This window comes from Bradyrhizobium sp. INPA03-11B, from assembly GCF_040446015.1.
In the GTDB taxonomy this organism is placed as follows: Bacteria; Pseudomonadota; Alphaproteobacteria; order Rhizobiales; family Xanthobacteraceae; genus Bradyrhizobium; species Bradyrhizobium macuxiense_A.
The window spans coordinates 20,077-37,872 of record NZ_JASGSR010000059.1; the positions used below are offsets into that span (position 1 = coordinate 20,077).

At 65.5% G+C, this 17,796-nt stretch carries 15 protein-coding genes; 12 read left to right on the top strand and 3 right to left on the bottom strand.

Annotated elements, in window-relative coordinates:
- Positions 1–54: 54 nt before the first annotated feature.
- Positions 55–780 (bottom strand): hypothetical protein, encoded by a 726-nt coding sequence (locus QMZ05_RS23675; protein ID WP_353702920.1) that lies wholly within the window; start codon positions 778–780, stop codon positions 55–57.
- Positions 781–843: 63 nt separating this feature from the next.
- Between QMZ05_RS23675 and QMZ05_RS23680 the strand changes: the two genes are divergently transcribed.
- Entirely contained in the window at positions 844–3,321 is a 2,478-nt protein-coding gene (locus QMZ05_RS23680) for an Rne/Rng family ribonuclease (protein ID WP_353702942.1), read from the top strand.
- 98 nt (positions 3,322–3,419) lie between these two features.
- Complete coding sequence (locus tag QMZ05_RS23685; protein WP_353702921.1) at positions 3,420–4,652, top strand: FAD-binding oxidoreductase; 1,233 nt, start codon at positions 3,420–3,422, stop codon at positions 4,650–4,652.
- Positions 4,653–4,666: 14 nt separating this feature from the next.
- Here QMZ05_RS23685 and QMZ05_RS23690 read toward each other — a convergent pair whose 3' ends face one another.
- Together QMZ05_RS23690 and QMZ05_RS23695 are read right to left on the bottom strand one after the other, a co-directional pair.
- Positions 4,667–6,001, bottom strand: coding sequence for a dicarboxylate/amino acid:cation symporter (locus QMZ05_RS23690; protein ID WP_353702922.1), 1,335 nt, complete (start codon positions 5,999–6,001; stop codon positions 4,667–4,669).
- A 185-nt stretch (positions 6,002–6,186) separates the two neighbouring features.
- Positions 6,187–7,374 carry an aminotransferase class I/II-fold pyridoxal phosphate-dependent enzyme gene (locus QMZ05_RS23695; protein WP_353702923.1) on the bottom strand — a complete coding sequence of 396 codons (1,188 nt, stop codon included), beginning with the start codon at positions 7,372–7,374 and terminating at the stop codon, positions 6,187–6,189.
- Between the two features lie 239 nt (positions 7,375–7,613).
- Here QMZ05_RS23695 and QMZ05_RS23700 point away from each other — a divergent pair, with 239 nt between their 5' ends.
- From QMZ05_RS23700 to QMZ05_RS23745, 10 genes are all read left to right on the top strand, one after another.
- Positions 7,614–9,035 carry a M48 family metalloprotease gene (locus QMZ05_RS23700; protein ID WP_353702924.1) on the top strand — a complete coding sequence of 474 codons (1,422 nt, stop codon included), beginning with the start codon at positions 7,614–7,616 and terminating at the stop codon, positions 9,033–9,035.
- Between the two features lie 87 nt (positions 9,036–9,122).
- Positions 9,123–9,890 (top strand): DsbA family protein, encoded by a 768-nt coding sequence (locus tag QMZ05_RS23705; RefSeq protein ID WP_353702925.1) that lies wholly within the window; start codon positions 9,123–9,125, stop codon positions 9,888–9,890.
- 133 nt (positions 9,891–10,023) lie between these two features.
- On the top strand, positions 10,024–10,956 hold the full coding sequence (locus QMZ05_RS23710; protein ID WP_353702926.1) for a hypothetical protein: 933 nt from the start codon (positions 10,024–10,026) through the stop codon (positions 10,954–10,956).
- A gap of 124 nt (positions 10,957–11,080) precedes the next feature.
- Positions 11,081–11,881: a DUF1236 domain-containing protein gene (locus QMZ05_RS23715; RefSeq protein ID WP_353702927.1), complete on the top strand. Its 801-nt coding sequence runs from the start codon at positions 11,081–11,083 to the stop codon at positions 11,879–11,881.
- Positions 11,882–12,178: 297 nt separating this feature from the next.
- On the top strand, positions 12,179–12,652 hold the full coding sequence (gene aroQ / locus QMZ05_RS23720; RefSeq protein ID WP_353702928.1) for a type II 3-dehydroquinate dehydratase: 474 nt from the start codon (positions 12,179–12,181) through the stop codon (positions 12,650–12,652).
- A 52-nt stretch (positions 12,653–12,704) separates the two neighbouring features.
- The gene (gene accB / locus QMZ05_RS23725; RefSeq protein WP_353702929.1) at positions 12,705–13,208 is read left to right on the top strand and encodes an acetyl-CoA carboxylase biotin carboxyl carrier protein; all 504 of its coding nucleotides are present in this window, start codon (positions 12,705–12,707) and stop codon (positions 13,206–13,208) included.
- 25 nt (positions 13,209–13,233) lie between these two features.
- Complete coding sequence (gene accC, locus QMZ05_RS23730) at positions 13,234–14,592, top strand: acetyl-CoA carboxylase biotin carboxylase subunit (protein WP_353702930.1); 1,359 nt, start codon at positions 13,234–13,236, stop codon at positions 14,590–14,592.
- A gap of 100 nt (positions 14,593–14,692) precedes the next feature.
- Positions 14,693–16,222 (top strand): CHASE3 domain-containing protein, encoded by a 1,530-nt coding sequence (locus QMZ05_RS23735; protein ID WP_353702931.1) that lies wholly within the window; start codon positions 14,693–14,695, stop codon positions 16,220–16,222.
- Complete coding sequence (locus tag QMZ05_RS23740) at positions 16,219–16,659, top strand: response regulator (RefSeq protein ID WP_076860123.1); 441 nt, start codon at positions 16,219–16,221, stop codon at positions 16,657–16,659. Before QMZ05_RS23735 ends, QMZ05_RS23740 begins: the two co-directional genes overlap by 4 nt.
- A complete protein-coding gene (locus QMZ05_RS23745; RefSeq protein WP_353702932.1) occupies positions 16,656–17,747 on the top strand; it encodes a response regulator in 1,092 nt (363 codons plus the stop codon). Before QMZ05_RS23740 ends, QMZ05_RS23745 begins: the two co-directional genes overlap by 4 nt.
- The last annotated feature ends 49 nt before the right edge of the window (positions 17,748–17,796 follow it).

Consider the following 17,796-nt stretch of genomic DNA (forward strand, 5'->3'; position numbering starts at 1 on the left):
TCCCGGTGAGTTCCCGTCCGGCGCTGCGCCGCGAGACGCGTTTTGGCCTTCCCCTCACCCCCGAATCAGGTGGACCGTCGCGTCACCGGGCGGCGCAGTTTGCGCGCGCCATGATCCGCGCCCGCCGCCGTCAAGAGCTCCAAAATGCCCAACAAGATGTTGATCGATGCCACCCACCCGGAAGAGACCCGGGTCGTTGTGGTCCGTGGCAATCGCGTCGAAGAGTTTGATTTCGAGACCGCCCAACGCAAACAACTGCGCGGCAACATTTACCTCGCCAAGGTCACGCGCGTAGAGCCGTCGCTGCAGGCTGCCTTCATCGAGTATGGCGGCAACCGTCACGGCTTCCTGGCCTTCAGCGAAATCCATCCCGATTACTATCAGATCCCGGTCGCCGACCGTCAGGCGCTGATCGAAGCCGACGAGCGCGCCCATCGCGAGGCCGAGGAAGAGCACGAGAACCGCGGCCACCGCCGCCGGTCGCGCCATCGCAATGCCCGCCGCCGCGGCCATGGCGACCGTGTCCAGAGCGAGGTGATCGAGGGTTCGAGCGACGCGCAGGCGCAGCCGGCGATCGAGGCTCACGAGCATCCGGTCGACGCCGAGCATCACGAGCACGGCGTGGCCGCCCACGAAGGTCACGAGCATGAAGCGCATGAGCATGCGCATCATGAGGACCATGAGCATCACCACGATCATGAGCATGAGCATCACCATGATCACGGTCACGACGATCATGGTCACGATGAACACGATCATGACCACCACGACCCCGCGCACGATCACGCTCCCGTCGTGGGCGAGGCGCCGGCCGCCGACGCCCCGTCCGACCCCGTCGTCGCGGTGGTCGAAGCCTCCATTGCGTCAGCCGCGCCGGAGACCTTCGAGCCCGCCGAGGTCAATCATGAGCCCGAGCGGGCCCATGAGGAGCAGGTCGAGGAAAACGCCGCGCATGCCGACGACGCGCCGCATGTGGCTGGCGACGAAGTCCACGCCGTGGCCGATGAGCATGCGGTCGCCGAATACGCCCCGTTCGCGGAAGTGGCCGCGCCCGAGGCCGTACCTGGCGATGAGGCCGGCGAAGATGACGACGAGGATGACGGCGAGGAAGGCGAAGAAGAGGATGTCGTCGAGTCCGTCGGCGGCGACGACGTGCTCGAGGAGGTTCCGGAGCGCCCGTTCCGCCCGCGCCGCCAGTACAAGATCCAGGAAGTGATCAAGCGCCGGCAGGTGATGCTGGTGCAGGTCGTCAAGGAAGAGCGCGGCAACAAGGGCGCCGCGCTGACCACCTATCTGTCGCTCGCCGGCCGCTACGCCGTGCTGATGCCCAACACCGCGCGTGGCGGCGGCATCAGCCGCAAGATCACCTCGGCCCAGGACCGCTCCCGGCTGAAGGAAGTGGTGCAGGATCTCGACGTGCCCGAGGGCATGGGGATCATCCTGCGCACCGCCGGCGCCTCGCGCAGCAAGCCGGAGATCAAGCGCGATTTCGAGTACCTGATCCGGATGTGGGAGACGGTGCGCGACCTGACGCTGAAGTCGCAGGCGCCGACCTTGGTCTATGAAGAAGGCTCGCTGATCAAGCGCTCGCTGCGCGACCTCTACAACAAGGAGATCGACGAGATCCAGGTGGCGGGCGAAGCCGGCTACCGCGAAGCGCGCGACTTCATGAAGATGCTGATGCCGGCCAACGTGCGCGCGGTGAAGCAGTATCGCGACGGCCAGCCGCTGTTCTCGCGCATGGGCGTCGAAAGCCAGCTCGACGCGATGTTCTCGCCGACCGTGCAGCTGCGCTCCGGCGGCTACATCGTCATCAACCAGACCGAGGCGCTGGTCTCGATCGACGTCAACTCCGGCCGCGCCACGCGCGAGCACCATATCGAGGACACCGCGCTCAAGACCAATCTGGAAGCCGCGGAAGAGGTCGCGCGGCAGCTGCGCCTGCGTGACCTCGCGGGCCTGATCGTCATCGACTTCATCGACATGGACGAGAAGCGCAACAACCGCGCGGTCGAGCGCAAGCTGTCCGACTGCCTGCGCCAGGACCGCGCGCGGATCCAGGTCGGCCGCATCTCGCATTTCGGCCTCCTGGAAATGTCGCGCCAGCGCATCCGCGCCAGCGTGCTGGAGAGCTCGACCGAGCCCTGCCCGCAATGCGGCGGTTCCGGCCACGTCCGTTCGGTCTCGTCGGTGGCGCTGCAACTGCTGCGCGGCATCGAGGAAATCCTGATGAAGGGCGCGACCCACAATCTGGTGGTCCGCACCCGCACCGACGTCGCGCTCTACGTGCTCAACCACAAGCGCGGCCATCTGCGCGACCTCGAAGACTCCTTCCGCGTCTCGCTGTCGATCGTCGCCGACGCCACGGTGCACGGCCAGCAATCCTACATCATCGATCGCGGCGAGCAGGTGCATACGCTCGAAGCCGCCAAGGCGCTGCTCGCGGCGCAGGCTGCCTCCGCGCCGTCGCAGGCGGAAGAGGTCGATGACGAGGAAGAACTGTTCGAATACGAGGCCGAGGTCGAGACCGACGAGACCGAAGGCCTGGTCGATGACCGGGCGGCTGGCGAAGACGCAAGCGCCGCCGAGGGTGAAGGCGACGGCCAGCGCCGCAAGCGCCGCCGTCGGCGCCGCGGCCGCGGTGGTGGCGAGGCGCGTGACGGCGCTCAGCAGCCGCGCGAGGACGGCGATCTGATGCATGTCCTGCCCGAAGGCGCCGAGGCGGTACCCGCCTCCGATGCCGAAAGCGATGAGGAAGAAGGCGACGAGGCGCAGGGCGCAGCCCGCGACGACCAGGCCGCCAACGGCGATCGCCGTCCGCGCCGCCGTGGACGCCGTGGCGGCCGCCGCCGGCGCGGCGGCGGCGGACCGGATGACGGTCTTGCTGGATCGATCTCCGACGAGTTGAGCCCGGCGGCAACGCCCGAGGCCAGCGATGCGGTCGCCGATTTCGACAGCCATGACACCGAGCCGGCGCCCTCGCTCGCGCAGCCCGAGCTGGTCGAGCAGCCGGCGGAATGGCAGCCGGTCGAGGCCGCACCTGTCGAGGCGATCGCAGTGCCCGAGCCGGAAACCGTGGCAGCGCCTGCCGCTGAGGACACGGCCGCCGAAAGCGACCGCGCGCAGCGCCGCCGATCGACGGTGCGCGAAAAGGTCAGCTTCGCGTCGAGCCCGCAACCCGAGGCACCGGCGCTGGTTCAGAGCCCGGCGGAGCAAACTGCCCCCGCCCCTGAACCTGCAGTTTCTGCGCCGGAGCCCGCTGCGGCCGAGGCGCCGGCCCGCAAGGGCTGGTGGTCGCGCCGCTTCGGCGGCGGCAACTAGCGCAACCCGCAAGTCAAAACGCCCGGTTCACGCCGGGCGTTTTTATTGGACAGGCCATCCGTTCGTCAGGCGTACGGAGCCTGACGGAGACGGAGGCAATGCAAAGCGCGATCGTTCTTGGCGGCGGCATGGTTGGCGTCAGCACGGCGCTGCACCTGCAACGTCGCGGCTGGTCAGTGACGCTCGTCGATCGCAAGGAACCGGGCCGCGAAACCAGCTACGGCAATGCCGGGATCATTCAGAGCGAGGCGGTGCGGCCCTATCCGATGCCGCGCGATCCGGCGACGCTTGCGAGGATCGCGATGGGACGCACCAACGACGTGCGCTATCGCCTGGCCTCGCTGCCGCAGCACGCCGGTCCGCTGCTGCGCTACTGGTGGAACTCGACGCCGGAGCGGCACCGCGAAGCCACCCTCGCCTGGGCGCGCCTGATCGCCTACGCCACCGCGGAGCACGACACGCTGATCCGCGACGCGCACGCCGATAATCTGATCCGCCGCGCCGGCTATCGCCTGCTGCATCGCGACCCGGCAGCGCTGGAGCAGGCGATCGCGGTCGCAGAAGAGAACCAGCGCGACTTCGGCGTCCAGTTTCGCGTGCTTGACGGCAAGGCACTCGCCAAGGCGGAGCCCTTGCTGCGCGACGACCTGCCCGGCGCCATTCACTGGCTCGGGCCATGGACCGTGTCAGACCCCGGCGGTCTCGTCTCCGCCTATGCTGGATTGTTCGAGCGTCTCGGCGGGACGCTGCTGCACGGCGATGCACAGACGCTGACGCAGACGACGTCCGGCTGGTCGGTCGACACCACGGGCGGCCGGATCGATGCCGCCAACGTCGTCGTCACGCTAGGGCCGTGGTCGCCGCAATTGCTGCGCAAGTTCGGTTACCGGATTCCGCTGGTGCGCAAGCGCGGCTACCACATGCACTATCAGGGCGGCCGCTCGCTCGACCTGCCCTTGGTCGACACTGCGAACGGATATGCGATGGCGCCGATGGCCAAGGGCATCCGCATCACCACCGGCGCGGAGCTGACCAGTCCGGACGCGCCGGCGACGCCGATTCAGCTCGGTTACGCGGAAGCTGCCGCGCGCGAGTTGATCGAGATCGGCAGCCGGGTCGAGCCCGAGCCGTGGTTCGGCACCCGCCCCTGCACCACCGACATGCTGCCGGTGCTCGGGCCTGCGCCGCGCCATCGCGGGCTGTGGGTCAATTTCGGTCACGGCCATCAGGGCTTCACGCTCGGCCCCGCGACGGCGCGTGTGCTGGCCGAAACGATGAACGGCGAGGCATCCTCGGTGGATACCTCGCCGTATCGGTTGGACCGCTTCTGAACCAGAGCGTGGATTTAGTCCGTCGTAAGCGCGGTCTCCATGTCGGTCGGATCGATCTGCCTTGAGAGATTGGCATTGAGCTTGTCGCGGTCGAGCTCGCCTTCCCACCAGGCGACGATCACGCAGGCGACGCCGTTGCCGCACAGATTGGTCAGCGCGCGGCACTCGCTCATGAACTTGTCGATGCCGAGCACGATCGCCATGCCCGGCACCAGCCGCGGATCGACCACCGCAAGCGTCGCGGCCAGCGTGATGAAGCCCGCGCCGGTGATGCCGGACGCGCCCTTCGAGGTCAGCATCGCCACGACCAGGATCGTGAGCTGCTGACTGAACGTGAGGTCGTAACCCAGCGCCTGCGCGATGAACAACGTCGCCAGCGTCATGTAGATGTTGGTGCCGTCGAGGTTGAACGAGTAGCCCGTGGGCACCACGAGACCGACCACCGATTTCGAGCAGCCGAGACGTTCGAGCTTCTCCATCAATGACGGCAGCGCGCTCTCGGAGGACGAGGTGCCGAGCACGATCAGGAGCTCGTCCTTGATATAGGCCAGGAACTTGAAGATCGAGAAGCCCGCGATCCGCGCGATGATGCCGAGCACCACGAACACGAACAGCGCGGCGGTCAGATAGAACGTCGCGATCAGCCCCATCAGGTTGAGGATCGCGCCGGTGCCGAACTTGCCGATGGTGAAGGCCATCGCGCCGAACGCGCCGATCGGCGCCGCCCGCATCACGATCGAGATCACGCCGAACACCGCATGCGCGGCATCGTCGATGAACGAGCGGATGGTGTGGCCGCGCTCGCCGAGCCCCATGATCGCAAAGCCGAACAGCACCGAGAACAGCAGCACCTGCAGGATCTCGCCCTGCGCGAAGGCGCCGACCACGGTGTCCGGAATGATATGCAGCACGAAGTCGACGCTCTTCTGCGCCTCGGCCTGCTTGGCATAATTGGCGACCGCCTGCGCATTCGCCGCCGCGCTGCCGAAGCCCGCGCCCGGCTTCACCAGATTGCCGATCAGCAATCCGATCACCAGCGCGAAGGTCGAGACGACTTCGAAATAGACCAGCGCCTTGACGCCGATGCGGCCGACCTTCTTGGCATCTTGTATATGCGCGATGCCCGAGACCACCGTGCAGAAGATGATCGGCGCGATCACCATCTTGATCAGCTTGATGAAGCCGTCACCGAGCGCCTTGATCCACTCGTTGGTGGCAAGCTGCGGCCAGAACGCGCCAACCAGCGCGCCGAGCACGATCGCGATCAGGACCTGGACATAGAGAATCTTGTACCACGGCTTGCTACCGGCAGGCGCCGGTGAAGCCGTGGCAACGGTTGCCGTTGCCATGTGTCACTCCCCCTCAGAAATGGCGGAAATAGCCAAGATCAACTTGGCCGTTCAAGTCAAATGGAACTGTGTGGGCCCTGCCGTTTATCCGCGGCGATCTGTCGCGTCCCGCGCCGCCGAAACACGGCAGGGCGCTTGCGAAACCAATCTAGCCGACAAGGCGGAGGGCTCTTGAAGATTGCGGGCTATTTAAGCCAATGCGCGATCCGCGCAACTGCTTCCTGCATCTCCGCCCCGGAACGCGCATAGGAAAATCGGATGAAGGCGCGGCCGTGGATCGGATCGAAATCGACGCCCGGGGTCGCTGCGACATGCGCCTTCTCGAGCATCTCGCTGGCAAAGGCGAAGCTGTCGGAGGTGAAGTCGGAGACGTCGGCATAGAGATAGAATGCGCCGTCGGCCGGCAGGAACTTGGTCAATCCGGCCTTCGGCAGGCCCTCGATCAGGATGCGGCGGTTCTCCTGATAGCCGCGCTTGATCGCCTCCATCTCCTCGCGGCCGTCGAAGGCCGCTTCGGCGGCGATCTGCGACAGGGTCGGCACCGAGATCGAGAGGTTCTGCTGTAGCCGCTCGATCGGCCGCACCAGCACGTCGGGCACCACCATCCAGCCGACGCGCCAGCCGGTCATGCAGAAGTATTTTGAGAACGAGTTGATCACGAGCGCGTTCGGCGACAGCTCGGCCGCGGTCACCGCGGGAAACGCGTAATCGAGCCCGTGATAGATCTCGTCGGAGATGAAGCGGATTCCCGCGCTGTCCGCGGCCGCCATCAGGCTCGACAGCGCCTCGCGCGACATCATGGTGCCGGTCGGGTTGGCGGGGCTGCCGACCAGCACGCCCTTCAGCGGCGCCTTGCGATGGGCGGCCAAGAGCGCCTCGCCGGTGAGGGCATGGCGGGTGTCGCCGGAGGTCTCGATCAACACCGGCTCGCAGCCGAGCGCAGTCAGGATGTGCCGGTACGGCGGATAGCCCGGCACGGTGACCGCGACCCGGTCGCCCGGCTCGAACATCGCAAGGAACGCCAGGATGAACCCGCCGGACGAGCCGGTCGTGACGATGATGCGCTCCGCATCGACCGCGCAGCCATACGTGTCGCGGTAATGCCGGGCGATGCGCGCGCGCAGCGAGGGAATCCCGAGCGCGGAGGTGTAGTCGATCCGCCCGGTAGCAAGCGCAGCCTGCGCGGCCGCGATCGCCTGCTTCGGCGCGCCCTCGGCGGGCTGCCCCACCTCCATATGGATGACATGGCCGCCGGCGGCCTCGATTCGCGCTGCGGCGGCCATCACGTCCATCACCATGAACGGGGGAACATCGCTCCGCCCGGACGCTGTCAACAAGCTGTTCAGACGATCTCTCGGTGTCGCTTCACGCATGGATTTCTGCTATTGCACGGCCGCGGCCGGATTTGGGTTCCCGTGATCTGCGACCGCCCCAGACTGGCCGCATTCGGTGGCTCCTTATAACGCTTTCAGGCCAGGTGAATACCCCAAGTGAATACCCGGTTCGCGTGAAGAAGAACTGCAAAAACAACAGACTGCGCCACGCGCATGATCCGGTCGGCGCCGGAACCCGCGTTTGCTCCGGCCGGCCCGTCATTGCCGATAGATCGCCCATGCTGTTCCGCCTCACGCTGCGCACCAAGACTATCAAGCTGACTGCCTTCAAGCTGACCGCCTTGCTGACCGCGGTTGCGCTCGCCGTTGGACCCGTTGTCCCTGCGCGGGCCCAGCAGAAGGGACCGCCGGTGCTGCGCGACACCGAGTCCGAGCAGCTGCTACGCGAATACACCAGGCCGATCCTGCGCGCTGCCGGTCTGGAGAAGCAGAACATCCAGATCGTGATCATCAACGACGGCTCGTTCAACGCCTTCGTCGCCGACGGCCGCCGCATCTTCGTCAATTACGGCGCACTGCTGCAATCGGAGACGCCGAACCAGATCATCGGCGTGCTGGCGCACGAGACGGGCCATCTGGCCGGCGGCCATCTTGCCAAGATGCGCGAGCAATTGGCGCAAGCGCAGACCCAGATGATCATCGCGATGCTGCTCGGCGTCGGCGCGCTCGCCGCCGGTGCCGGCGGCCGGGGCGCCGGCAACGGCCTGTCCAGCGCCGGCGCGGCAGCGATCTCGGCGCCGCAATCGGTCATTCAGCGCACGCTGCTGTCCTACCAGCGCCAGCAGGAAGAAAACGCCGACCGCGCCGGCGTCAAGTTCCTCACTGCGACCGGCCAGTCGGCCCGGGGCATGTACGAGACGTTCAAGCGCTTCACCGACGAGAGCCTGTTCGCCGCGCGCGGCGCCGACCCCTATCTGCAATCGCATCCGATGCCGGTCGATCGCGTCTCCGCGCTGGAGGAACTGGCGCGCTCGAGCCCCTATTGGGACAAGAAGGACGATCCGGCGCTGCAGCTGCGTCACGACATGATGCGCGCCAAGATCTCGGGCTTCATGGAGCGGCAGGACACGGTCTACCGCCGCTATCCGTTGTCCAACACCAGCCTGCCGGCGCGCTATGCCCGCGCAATCACGACCTACCTGCACGGCGACCTGCGCTCGGCGATCGCGCAGATCGACGGCTTGATCCAGGTCCAGCCCAACAATCCCTATTTCTACGAACTGCGCGGCCAGGCCCTGCTCGAAGGCGGCCGCCCGGCTGAGGCCATCGCGCCGCTACGCCGCGCGGTGCAGCTATCCAACAATTCGCCGCTGATCGAGATGCTGCTCGGCCAGGCGCTGGTCGCCTCCGACAACAAGGCCACCACCGACGAGGCGATCAACATGCTGCGCGCTGCGGTGGCGCGCGAGCCCGAGGCGCCGCTCGGCTACACCCAGCTCGCGATGGCCTATGGCCGCAAGGGCGACTATGCTCAGGCCGACCTCGCCTCGGCACAGGCCGCCTATCTCCGTGGCGACGCCAAGACCGCTCGGGAGCTGGCGTCGCGCGCCAAGACGCGGTTCGCGATCGGCACGCCCGGCTGGGTCAAAGCTGACGACATTGTGAGCGCCAAGCCGATGCCGGGTCAGAAAAACAACTAGAAATAAACCGTAGTTCCATACAACGATCACCGAAACCGGCCCACGGCGCTGCCGTATTTCGGGCCACCTCGAACAAGGATTTTGTCCATGCCAGCGCTTCGTTTTCTTGCCCCTGCCCTGCTCGCGCTCGGCATTTGCGCCGCGCCGCTGACGGCGTCCGCGCAGAGCTTCAACGACACCCAGCGCGGCGACATCGAGACCATCGTGCGCAACTACCTGATCGCGCATCCCGAGGTGCTCGAAGAGGCGATGAACGAGCTCAGCAAGCGGCAGGCCGCCGCCGAAGCCGAGAAGCATGAGCAGAGCGTCGCCAAGAACGCCGACACGATCTTCAATTCGCCGCGTGGCGTCATGATCGGCAACAAGGACGGCGACGTCACCTTCGTCGAGTTCTTCGATTACAATTGCGGCTACTGCAAGCGCGCGATGTCCGACATGCTCGACCTGATGAAGTCGGATCCGAAGCTGAAGGTCGTGCTGAAGGAATTCCCGGTGCTGAGCCAGGGCTCGGTCGAGGCCGCGCAGGTCGCGGTCGCCGTGCGCATGCAGGATCCGACCGGCAAGAAGTATCTCGAGTTTCACCAGAAGCTCTTGGGCGGCCGCGGCGCCGCCGACAAGGCGCGCGCCCTTGCGGTCGCCAAGGAAGTCGGTCTCGACATGACCAAGATCGAGAAGGACATGGCGAGCCCCGAGGTCAAGGCGACCATCGAGGAGAACTTCCGCCTCGCCGAATCCATGGGCATGAACGGCACGCCGAGCTACGTGATCGGCAAGCAGGTCGTGATCGGCGCGGTCGGCGTCGAAGGTCTCAAGGAGAAGATCGGCATTGCCCGCTGCGGCAAGGCGACCTGCTGATCGTCCTTCGACGGCGCTCGTTCAATCAGCGAAATCCGGCTGCCAGGCAGCCGGATTTTTTTTATTGCAGCACCGAACCACGTCCGCGCTGGCCGCAACCAAGGGCCGACACCAACAATGGAAGCCGCCCGCGATGCCCCTGGCCCCGCCAACCCTTGGCTACGACCTCACGCTCCTGAAGACGGCGCCGCAACGCGGCTCCGACCATGATCACGGCTGGTGCTACGGCCTGCCGCCCGGCATTCGCAGCGAGCAATGGCCGCTCAGTCCCCATGACGGGTTTCCGATGCAGCACTGCTTCACGCTGCGCGTCCCGGCGGAGTATCTCGCCAAGGGCGATGCCTATGTCGCGCTCGCGATGTTCGCCGATCAGCAATATGACGAACCCGTCGAGATCGACGCCGTCGCGCAATATCTTGCGGCAGAGACCATCGCGCGTCCGTCCGATCCAAATCTGTTGCCGTACTTCGCATATCGACAGCACCGTCATCCGATGGAATTCCGGATGAAGGACATCATCGATCACAATTTCGCAGCGATCTGGCTCACCGAGGCCGAGTTCTCCGGACCGCTCTGCCAGCCGCCGGAGCTTGCCGGCAATCCGCTACTGGAAACCAATTCGCCTCCGCGCTGGCTCTTGAAGGGCGCCGCGCGCACGGCGTTCGACGTCAACGTCGGCCGCACCAGTCGCATCGACGAGCTGGAGAAGACATACTGGTACCGCCTGTTCGGCCGCGTCCCCGCGAACGGACACCATGCCTACGGCATCGCGCTCGCGCCGCGCGAGGACGATCCCAATGTCGGCAAGCCGCCGCGCGATCATCTGCTGCACAAGGGCGAGCTCGGCGACTACATCGCGCCCTATAGCGAGGACGGCACTGCGCGAGGCCTCGACCGGTTGCACGGTCGTAACCATCTCGGCGGCACGATGTTTCCTAATCAATGGACGCCGAAATACAGCGCGACCTATCTCGAGATCGAAGAGCATTTCGGCGGTTTCAATTTCGGCGGCGGCAACGGCCAGCTCGATCTTGCGAGCATGGAGTTCGACTGGGCCTGCGGTTGAAGCGCGCATTCATCGCGCATTCACATAAGATACAAACCGCGGGGAACCGCAAATCAACAGGAACATCGCACATCCTCTCCCGTTGTCGGCGCGGGCAATGCTGAAAAAACGAGGAGGAATTTCGATGTCTAAACGCTTTCTGATTTCGGTCGCTGCGGCAGCCCTGATCGCTGGTACCGGCTTTGCGAATGCACAGGGCGCAGGCGGCGCCAACAAGGAAACCGGCGCCGGCGGCGGCGCGACCATGCAGCACTCTGAACCATCTGGTGGCGCGTCGTCGGGCACGATGCAGCACGACAAGAGCGGCATGAAGGGTTCCGAGCATTCCACGACGGGGCAATCCCCGGGCACGAAGGGTATGGAATCCGAGAAGGGACAGCCGGGCGCCAGCGGCAAGAACGCGCAGGACACCGCACCGGGCCAGAAGTCCAAGGACATGAAGGCTGAGGAGCGGGGCAAGAGCGGCACCGTCGGCGAATCCCGCGAGAAGAGCAGCGGCACCGAAAGCCGCGAGAAGAGCGGCGCCATGGAGAAGAAGGGGATGGACACCCAGAAGGGTATGGAGACCCAGAAGGGGGCAACCGAGCAGAAAGGCATGGAGACGCAGAAGGGCGCGACCGATACCAGCCGGCCGCAGACCACGACCGGCAACGCGGCGACGTCGGCCACCGCGGCTCCGCCGGCCGAGAAGCGCACCCAGATCTCGACCGCGATCAAGTCGGAGCACGTCACCGAAACCACCAACGTGAACTTCAACGTTTCGGTGGGCACCCGCGTCCCGGCTGACGTTCACTTCTATCCGCTGCCGGAACGGGTCGTGACGATCTATCCGCAGTGGCGTGGTTACGACTTCATCCTGGTCAAGGGCCGCTACATCATCGTGCAGCCGGAGACCCATGAGATCGTCTACATCATCGAGGGCTAAGTTGGCCTCGACGCGAGGGTGCCGCGACGGGGCCCTCGCCGCACTCTCAACCCCGCCCCTCAGGGGCGGGGTTTTGCATCCGCGCACCCCGCAGTCGCCGGTGGATGGCTGACCGGAGCACAGCCGAGGAGCGCCTTCCACGAGATTTGGTTAACCAGCAATTTCCGTAGGTTACGGCAGCTATCTAACAGGCCGAGGGAAGCAGTTGAAGACCTTCCGATTTCACCTAAAGGCTTCCCCTGCGGCCGGTTGTTACCTATAACCCGGCCCACTTTCCCCTTCGCCGGAACCTCTGGAATGGCTGCTGCCGGAACGATCTATGTGCTGAACGGCCCGAACCTCAACCTGTTGGGGACGCGCGAGCCGGAGACCTACGGCCACGCCACCCTCGCCGATGTCGAGAAGCTGTGCGTGGACACGGCACGCCAGTTCGCCCTGACCGCCGACTGCCGGCAGTCCAACCGCGAGGGCGAACTGATCGACTTCATCCATGAGGCCCACGCCAAGAAGGCGGTCGGCATCATCATCAATGCCGGCGGCTACTCCCATACCTCGATCGCGCTGCATGACGCGCTGGTTGCGGTCAGGATTCCCGCCGTCGAAGTTCATGTCAGCAACATCCACGCCCGCGAGAGCTTCCGGGACCACTCGTTCACTGCTAAAGCCGCCTTCGCGTCACTTTGCGGCTTCGGCATCGACGGCTACCGGCTTGGGATCATCGGCCTTGCCACCAAAATCGGTGCCAAGATCGGTGCAAAGGCAAAGACTTAATCGTCAATCCTGACGTTCCCCGTCACCAGACAGAGATTTCGGATCAAACAACATGGCGCGCCAGCCAGACGACAAATCAGCCGTAAAGTCCAAGAGCGAGTCGAAGAACGACGACAGCGTCCTCATTCGCGAGCTCGCGCTGCTGCTTGCCGAGACCAACCTCACCGAGATCGAGATCGAGCGCGCCGGCCTGCGCGTCCGTGTCGCGCGCAACATCAGCATCGCGGCATCCGTGCCCGCTGGCGTACACGCGGTTGCCGCGCCGGCTGTTGTCACCGCGCCGGCTGCCGCCGTTGCGGCTGCGACCGACCTGGCAAAGCACCCGGGCGCCGTTCCCTCGCCGATGGTCGGCACCGCCTATTGGGCGCCCGAGCCGGGCGCCAAGCCGTTCATTGAAGTCGGCACCAAGGTCACGGCCGGCCAGACGCTTCTGATCATCGAGGCGATGAAGACGATGAACCAGATCCCGTCGCCGCGCGCGGGCACCGTGACGCAGATCCTCGTCGAGGACGGCCAGCCCGTCGAATTCGGCGAGCCGCTCGTCATCATTGAATAGCTTTCCGTCAACGTCAGGCGCTGCGATGTTCGACAAGATCCTCATAGCCAATCGCGGCGAGATCGCACTTCGCGTGCTGCGCGCCTGCAAGGAACTCGGCATCTCTACCGTCGCGGTGCACTCCACCGCCGACGCCGACGCCATGCATGTGCGGCTCGCCGACGAGAGCGTGTGCATCGGCCCGCCGCCGTCGAAGGATTCCTACCTCAACATACCGGCGCTGCTCGCCGCCTGCGAGATCACCGGCGCCGACGCCGTGCATCCCGGCTACGGCTTCCTGTCGGAGAATGCGCGCTTCGCCGAGATCCTCGCCGACCACAATCTCGGCTTCATCGGACCGAAGGCCGAGCACATCCGCCTGATGGGCGACAAGATCGAAGCCAAGAAAACCGCCAAGCGTCTCGGCATCCCGGTGGTGCCCGGCTCGGACGGCGCGGTGACCTCGGAGGCCGACGCGCTCGCCATCGGCAAGGATATCGGCTTCCCGGTACTGGTGAAGGCGGCTGCCGGCGGCGGCGGTCGCGGCATGAAGGTCGCCCACACCGAGGGTGACCTCGCACTCGCGCTCTCGACCGCGGCGAACGAGGCCAAGTCGGCGTTCGGCGACGCCTCGGTCTATCTGGAAAAATACCTGCAGAAGCCGCGCCACATCGAGATCCAGATTCTCGGCGACGGCCGCGGCGGCGCGATCCATCTCGGCGAGCGCGACTGCTCGCTGCAGCGCCGTCACCAGAAGGTCTGGGAGGAAGGCCCCTCGCCCGTGCTCGCGGCGGCCGCCCGCGCCAGGATCGGCGAGACCTGCGCCAAGGCGATGCGGGACATGAAGTATCTCGGCGTCGGCACCATCGAATTCCTCTACGAGGACGGCGAGTTCTATTTCATCGAAATGAACACCCGCATCCAGGTCGAGCATCCGGTCACCGAAAGCATCACCGACATCGATCTGGTGCTGGAGCAGATCCGGATTGCCGCCGGCGGCGACCTTCCGGCCAAGCAGAACGACATCGCGATCATCGGCCACGCCATCGAGTGCCGCATCAATGCGGAGAACCCGCAGACCTTCCGTCCCTCGCCGGGACGGATCACGCAATTCCATCCGCCGGGCGGCCTCGGCGTGCGGATCGATTCCGCCGTCTACCAGGGCTACGTGATCCCGCCCTATTACGACTCGCTGGTCGGCAAGCTGATCGTGCACGGCAAGACCCGTGGCGAATGCCTGATGCGGCTGCGCCGGGCGCTGGACGAAATGGTGGTCGACGGCATCGAGACGACGCTGCCGCTGTTCCGCGCACTGGTGCGCGAGCCCGACATCATCGAAGGCGACTACCACATCCACTGGCTGGAGCAGTATCTCGCCGGCCAGCCGTCCGACGTCCCAAAATAGTTCGGAACTCCGTGGAACCCAGGCCCCTGTTCAAACGTACTAAAGGGTTATTGGCCTTCCACGGGGACGCATTGAATCCCACTCCCGCAAAGAGACCGTCGTGACGCAAGTTTCACGACGCCGATCCACGTTACAGATCCTGCTGCTCTCGGCGGGATTTTTCGTGCTGGTCGCGGTCAGCGTGGCGTCCGTCCTGCTGGTCAACAAGGCGCGCGAGGACAACGCCCTGGTCATCCACACCGTCGAGGTCGAGAGCCAGGTTGCTAGCCTGCTGGTCGACATCAGGCGCGCCGAAAGCGCCACCAGGGCGTATCTGCTGACGTCTGCACCACAATACCTGTCCGAGTACCAGTCGGCTGCGGCGGGACTCCCGGCCGCGCTCGGCCATCTCCAGATGATGACCGTCGATAATCCGGTGCAGGTCGCCAATGCCGCGAGGCTCAAGGCCGCGGTCGAGCAGCGGCTGGCCGAGTTCGCCCTCAGCATCGAACGCGTTGGGAACAACGACACTGCGACCAGCGTCGACGTCCTGCGCAAGCCCACATCGACCGATGCGCTGGAGGCGATCGCCCGGATCGGCCGCGACATGCGCACCGAGGAGGATCGCCTGCTGGCGGCGCGCACCGCGACCGCGGACCGGACCCAGGTGCTGGCCTCCTCGGTCACCATCGCCGGCTCCTGCATGGTGCTGGCGCTCGCCGCCCTCTCGGTCGTGCTGCTGCGGCAATCGTCGCGGGCGCGCGACGAGGCCGAGGCCAGGCTGCGCGACAGCAAAGTCAATCTCGAAACCATCGTCGACGAGCGGACCTCCGACCTGCGCGAGGCCAACGAGGAAATCCAGCGCTTCGCCTACATCGTCAGCCACGATTTGCGCTCGCCGCTGGTCAACATCATGGGCTTCACCAGCGAGCTGGAGGAATTGCGCGGCGACATCTTCAAGCGCATCGCCACGCTCAATCGCACTGCGTCGCTGGCGCCGGCGATGCCGGAAGATGCGACAGATATCGCCGAGCCCGAGCTCGAGGGTTCCGACAAGCAGCTGTCCGACGATTTCAACGAATCGCTCGGCTTCATCAAATCGTCGATCGCCAAGATGGACCGCCTGATCAGCGCGATCCTCAATCTCACCCGCGAGGGCCGCCGCGAGTTCAAGCCGGAGCGCATCGATCTCCGCGAGCTGATCGACGGCATCGTCAAGACCGTCGCGCACCAGGCGGCCGAGGCCAATGCAACCGTCGCGGTCGGCGCATTGCCGAATATCGTCAGCGACCGCCTCGCGCTGGAACAGATATTCTCCAACCTGATCGACAATGCACTCAAGTACCTCAAGGACGGCGTCTCCGGCGAGATCGCGATCGAGGGCCGCACCAAGCTCGGCTTTGCGATCTTCGAGGTCACCGACAACGGCCGCGGCATCGATCCGAAGGATCATCAGCGCATCTTCGATTTGTTCCGTCGCGCCGGAACCCAGGACAAGCCGGGTCAGGGCATCGGGCTTGCCCATGTCCGCGCACTTGTGCGCAGACTGGGCGGCACCATGTCGGTAGCATCGGAACTTCACAACGGCAGCACGTTCACGATCACGCTGCCGATCAAGTGGTCAGGCAGGAACCGGGATAAGGCATCATGAGCGATCCAGTCACCATCATCATGATCGAGGACGACGAGGGCCATGCCCGCCTGATTGAGCGGAATATCCGGCGCTCAGGTGTCAACAATGAGATCATCCCGTTCACCAACGGTACAGAGGCCGTGAACTACCTGTTCGGCAAGGATGGCAGCGCAGTCGAGCGCAAGGGCCAGGCCCTGCTCATCCTGCTTGATCTCAATCTGCCTGACATGACCGGCATCGACATTCTGAAGCGGGTCAAGGAGAACAAGTATCTCAAGTCGACGCCGGTGGTCGTGCTGACCACGACCGACGACTCCCAGGAGATCAAGCGTTGCTACGAACTCGGTTGCAACGTCTACATCACCAAGCCGGTGAACTACGAAAGCTTTGCCAACGCCATTCGCCAGCTTGGCCTGTTCTTCTCCGTGATTCAGGTGCCGCCAGCTTCCGTATGACCAGCGCAACGCCGACACTGCTCTATATCGACGACGACGCGGCGCTGGCGCGCCTGGTCGAACGCGGGCTGACGCGCGCGGGCTACAAGGTCGTGCACGCAGCAAGCGGCCAGGAAGGCCTCGACCGGCTCACTCAGGGCGGCATCGACGTCGTCGCGCTCGACCAGTACATGCCCGGCCTCGACGGGCTGGAGACGCTGGAGCAGATCCTCACGATTCCGGACGCCCCGCCGGTGGTGTTCGTGACCGCCTCGCAGGATTCGGCAATTGCCGTCACCGCGCTGAAGGCCGGCGCGGCCGACTATCTGGTCAAGGACGTCAGGGGCGAATTCATCCCCCTGCTCCAGGTCGCAGTGAACGGCGCGGTGCGGCGGGCGGCGATCCAGAAGGCGCGCGACGAGGCCGAGGCCGAGGTGCACGCCTCGCGCGACCGTTACGCCGCGCTCGCGGCCGAGCGCGAGGTTTTGCTGCGCGAGGTCAACCACAGAGTCGGCAATTCGCTGCAGATCATCGCCTCGCTGCTGCATCTGCAGGCCAATTCCGCGAGCCAGCAGGACGTCAAGGCGGCGCTCACCAATGCGATGGGCCGCGTCGCCGCCGTCGCGCAGGTGCACCGCCGCCTCTACACCTCGCACGACTTCAAGACCGTGATGCTCAACCAGTATCTCGAGGCTCTGCTCGAGGATCTCAGGCGCTCGGCCGAGGGCAACAAGATGTCGCGGCTGACGCTGAAGGCCGCCCCGGTCGAGATCGATCCCGACCGCGCGGTCGCGATCGGCATCATCGTCAACGAGCTGGTGATGAACGCCGTGAAATACGCCTATCCCGACGGCGCCGGCCCGATCCATGTCGAGCTCAGGCCGCAGGGCGACAATTTGCAGCTTGCGATCAGCGATGAAGGCGTCGGTTTCGACGACAAGGCCGATCCGCGCGGCACCGGTATGGGCCAGCGCATCGTCGCGGCGATGGCCGCCAAGCTCGACGCCAGCGTTGAGCGCGACCCGGATCACAACGGCACGCGCTTCGTGGTGCGGTTCGCCCGCGTCAGCCCGGCGCCGGCGAAATCGACCAGCGCCGCCGCCAGCTAGACCAGACGGCCGCCGCCGGATCGATCGATTTGTCGCATTCGCCTTAACG

Bases quoted from the DNA above. Each gene is read 5' to 3' on its own strand.
- QMZ05_RS23710 (WP_353702926.1), top strand. From the start codon at position 10,024: ATGCCCCTGGCCCCGCCAACCCTTGGCTACGACCTCACGCTCCTGAAG.
- QMZ05_RS23685 (WP_353702921.1), top strand. From the start codon at position 3,420: ATGCAAAGCGCGATCGTTCTTGGCGGCGGCATGGTTGGCGTCAGCACG.
- QMZ05_RS23740 (WP_076860123.1), top strand. From the start codon at position 16,219: ATGAGCGATCCAGTCACCATCATCATGATCGAGGACGACGAGGGCCAT.
- QMZ05_RS23695 (WP_353702923.1), bottom strand. From the start codon at position 7,374: ATGCGTGAAGCGACACCGAGAGATCGTCTGAACAGCTTGTTGACAGCG.
- QMZ05_RS23715 (WP_353702927.1), top strand. From the start codon at position 11,081: ATGTCTAAACGCTTTCTGATTTCGGTCGCTGCGGCAGCCCTGATCGCT.
- accC (WP_353702930.1), top strand. From the start codon at position 13,234: ATGTTCGACAAGATCCTCATAGCCAATCGCGGCGAGATCGCACTTCGC.
- accB (WP_353702929.1), top strand. From the start codon at position 12,705: ATGGCGCGCCAGCCAGACGACAAATCAGCCGTAAAGTCCAAGAGCGAG.
- QMZ05_RS23745 (WP_353702932.1), top strand. From the start codon at position 16,656: ATGACCAGCGCAACGCCGACACTGCTCTATATCGACGACGACGCGGCG.
- QMZ05_RS23690 (WP_353702922.1), bottom strand. From the start codon at position 6,001: ATGGCAACGGCAACCGTTGCCACGGCTTCACCGGCGCCTGCCGGTAGC.
- QMZ05_RS23700 (WP_353702924.1), top strand. From the start codon at position 7,614: ATGCTGTTCCGCCTCACGCTGCGCACCAAGACTATCAAGCTGACTGCC.
- QMZ05_RS23705 (WP_353702925.1), top strand. From the start codon at position 9,123: ATGCCAGCGCTTCGTTTTCTTGCCCCTGCCCTGCTCGCGCTCGGCATT.
- aroQ (WP_353702928.1), top strand. From the start codon at position 12,179: ATGGCTGCTGCCGGAACGATCTATGTGCTGAACGGCCCGAACCTCAAC.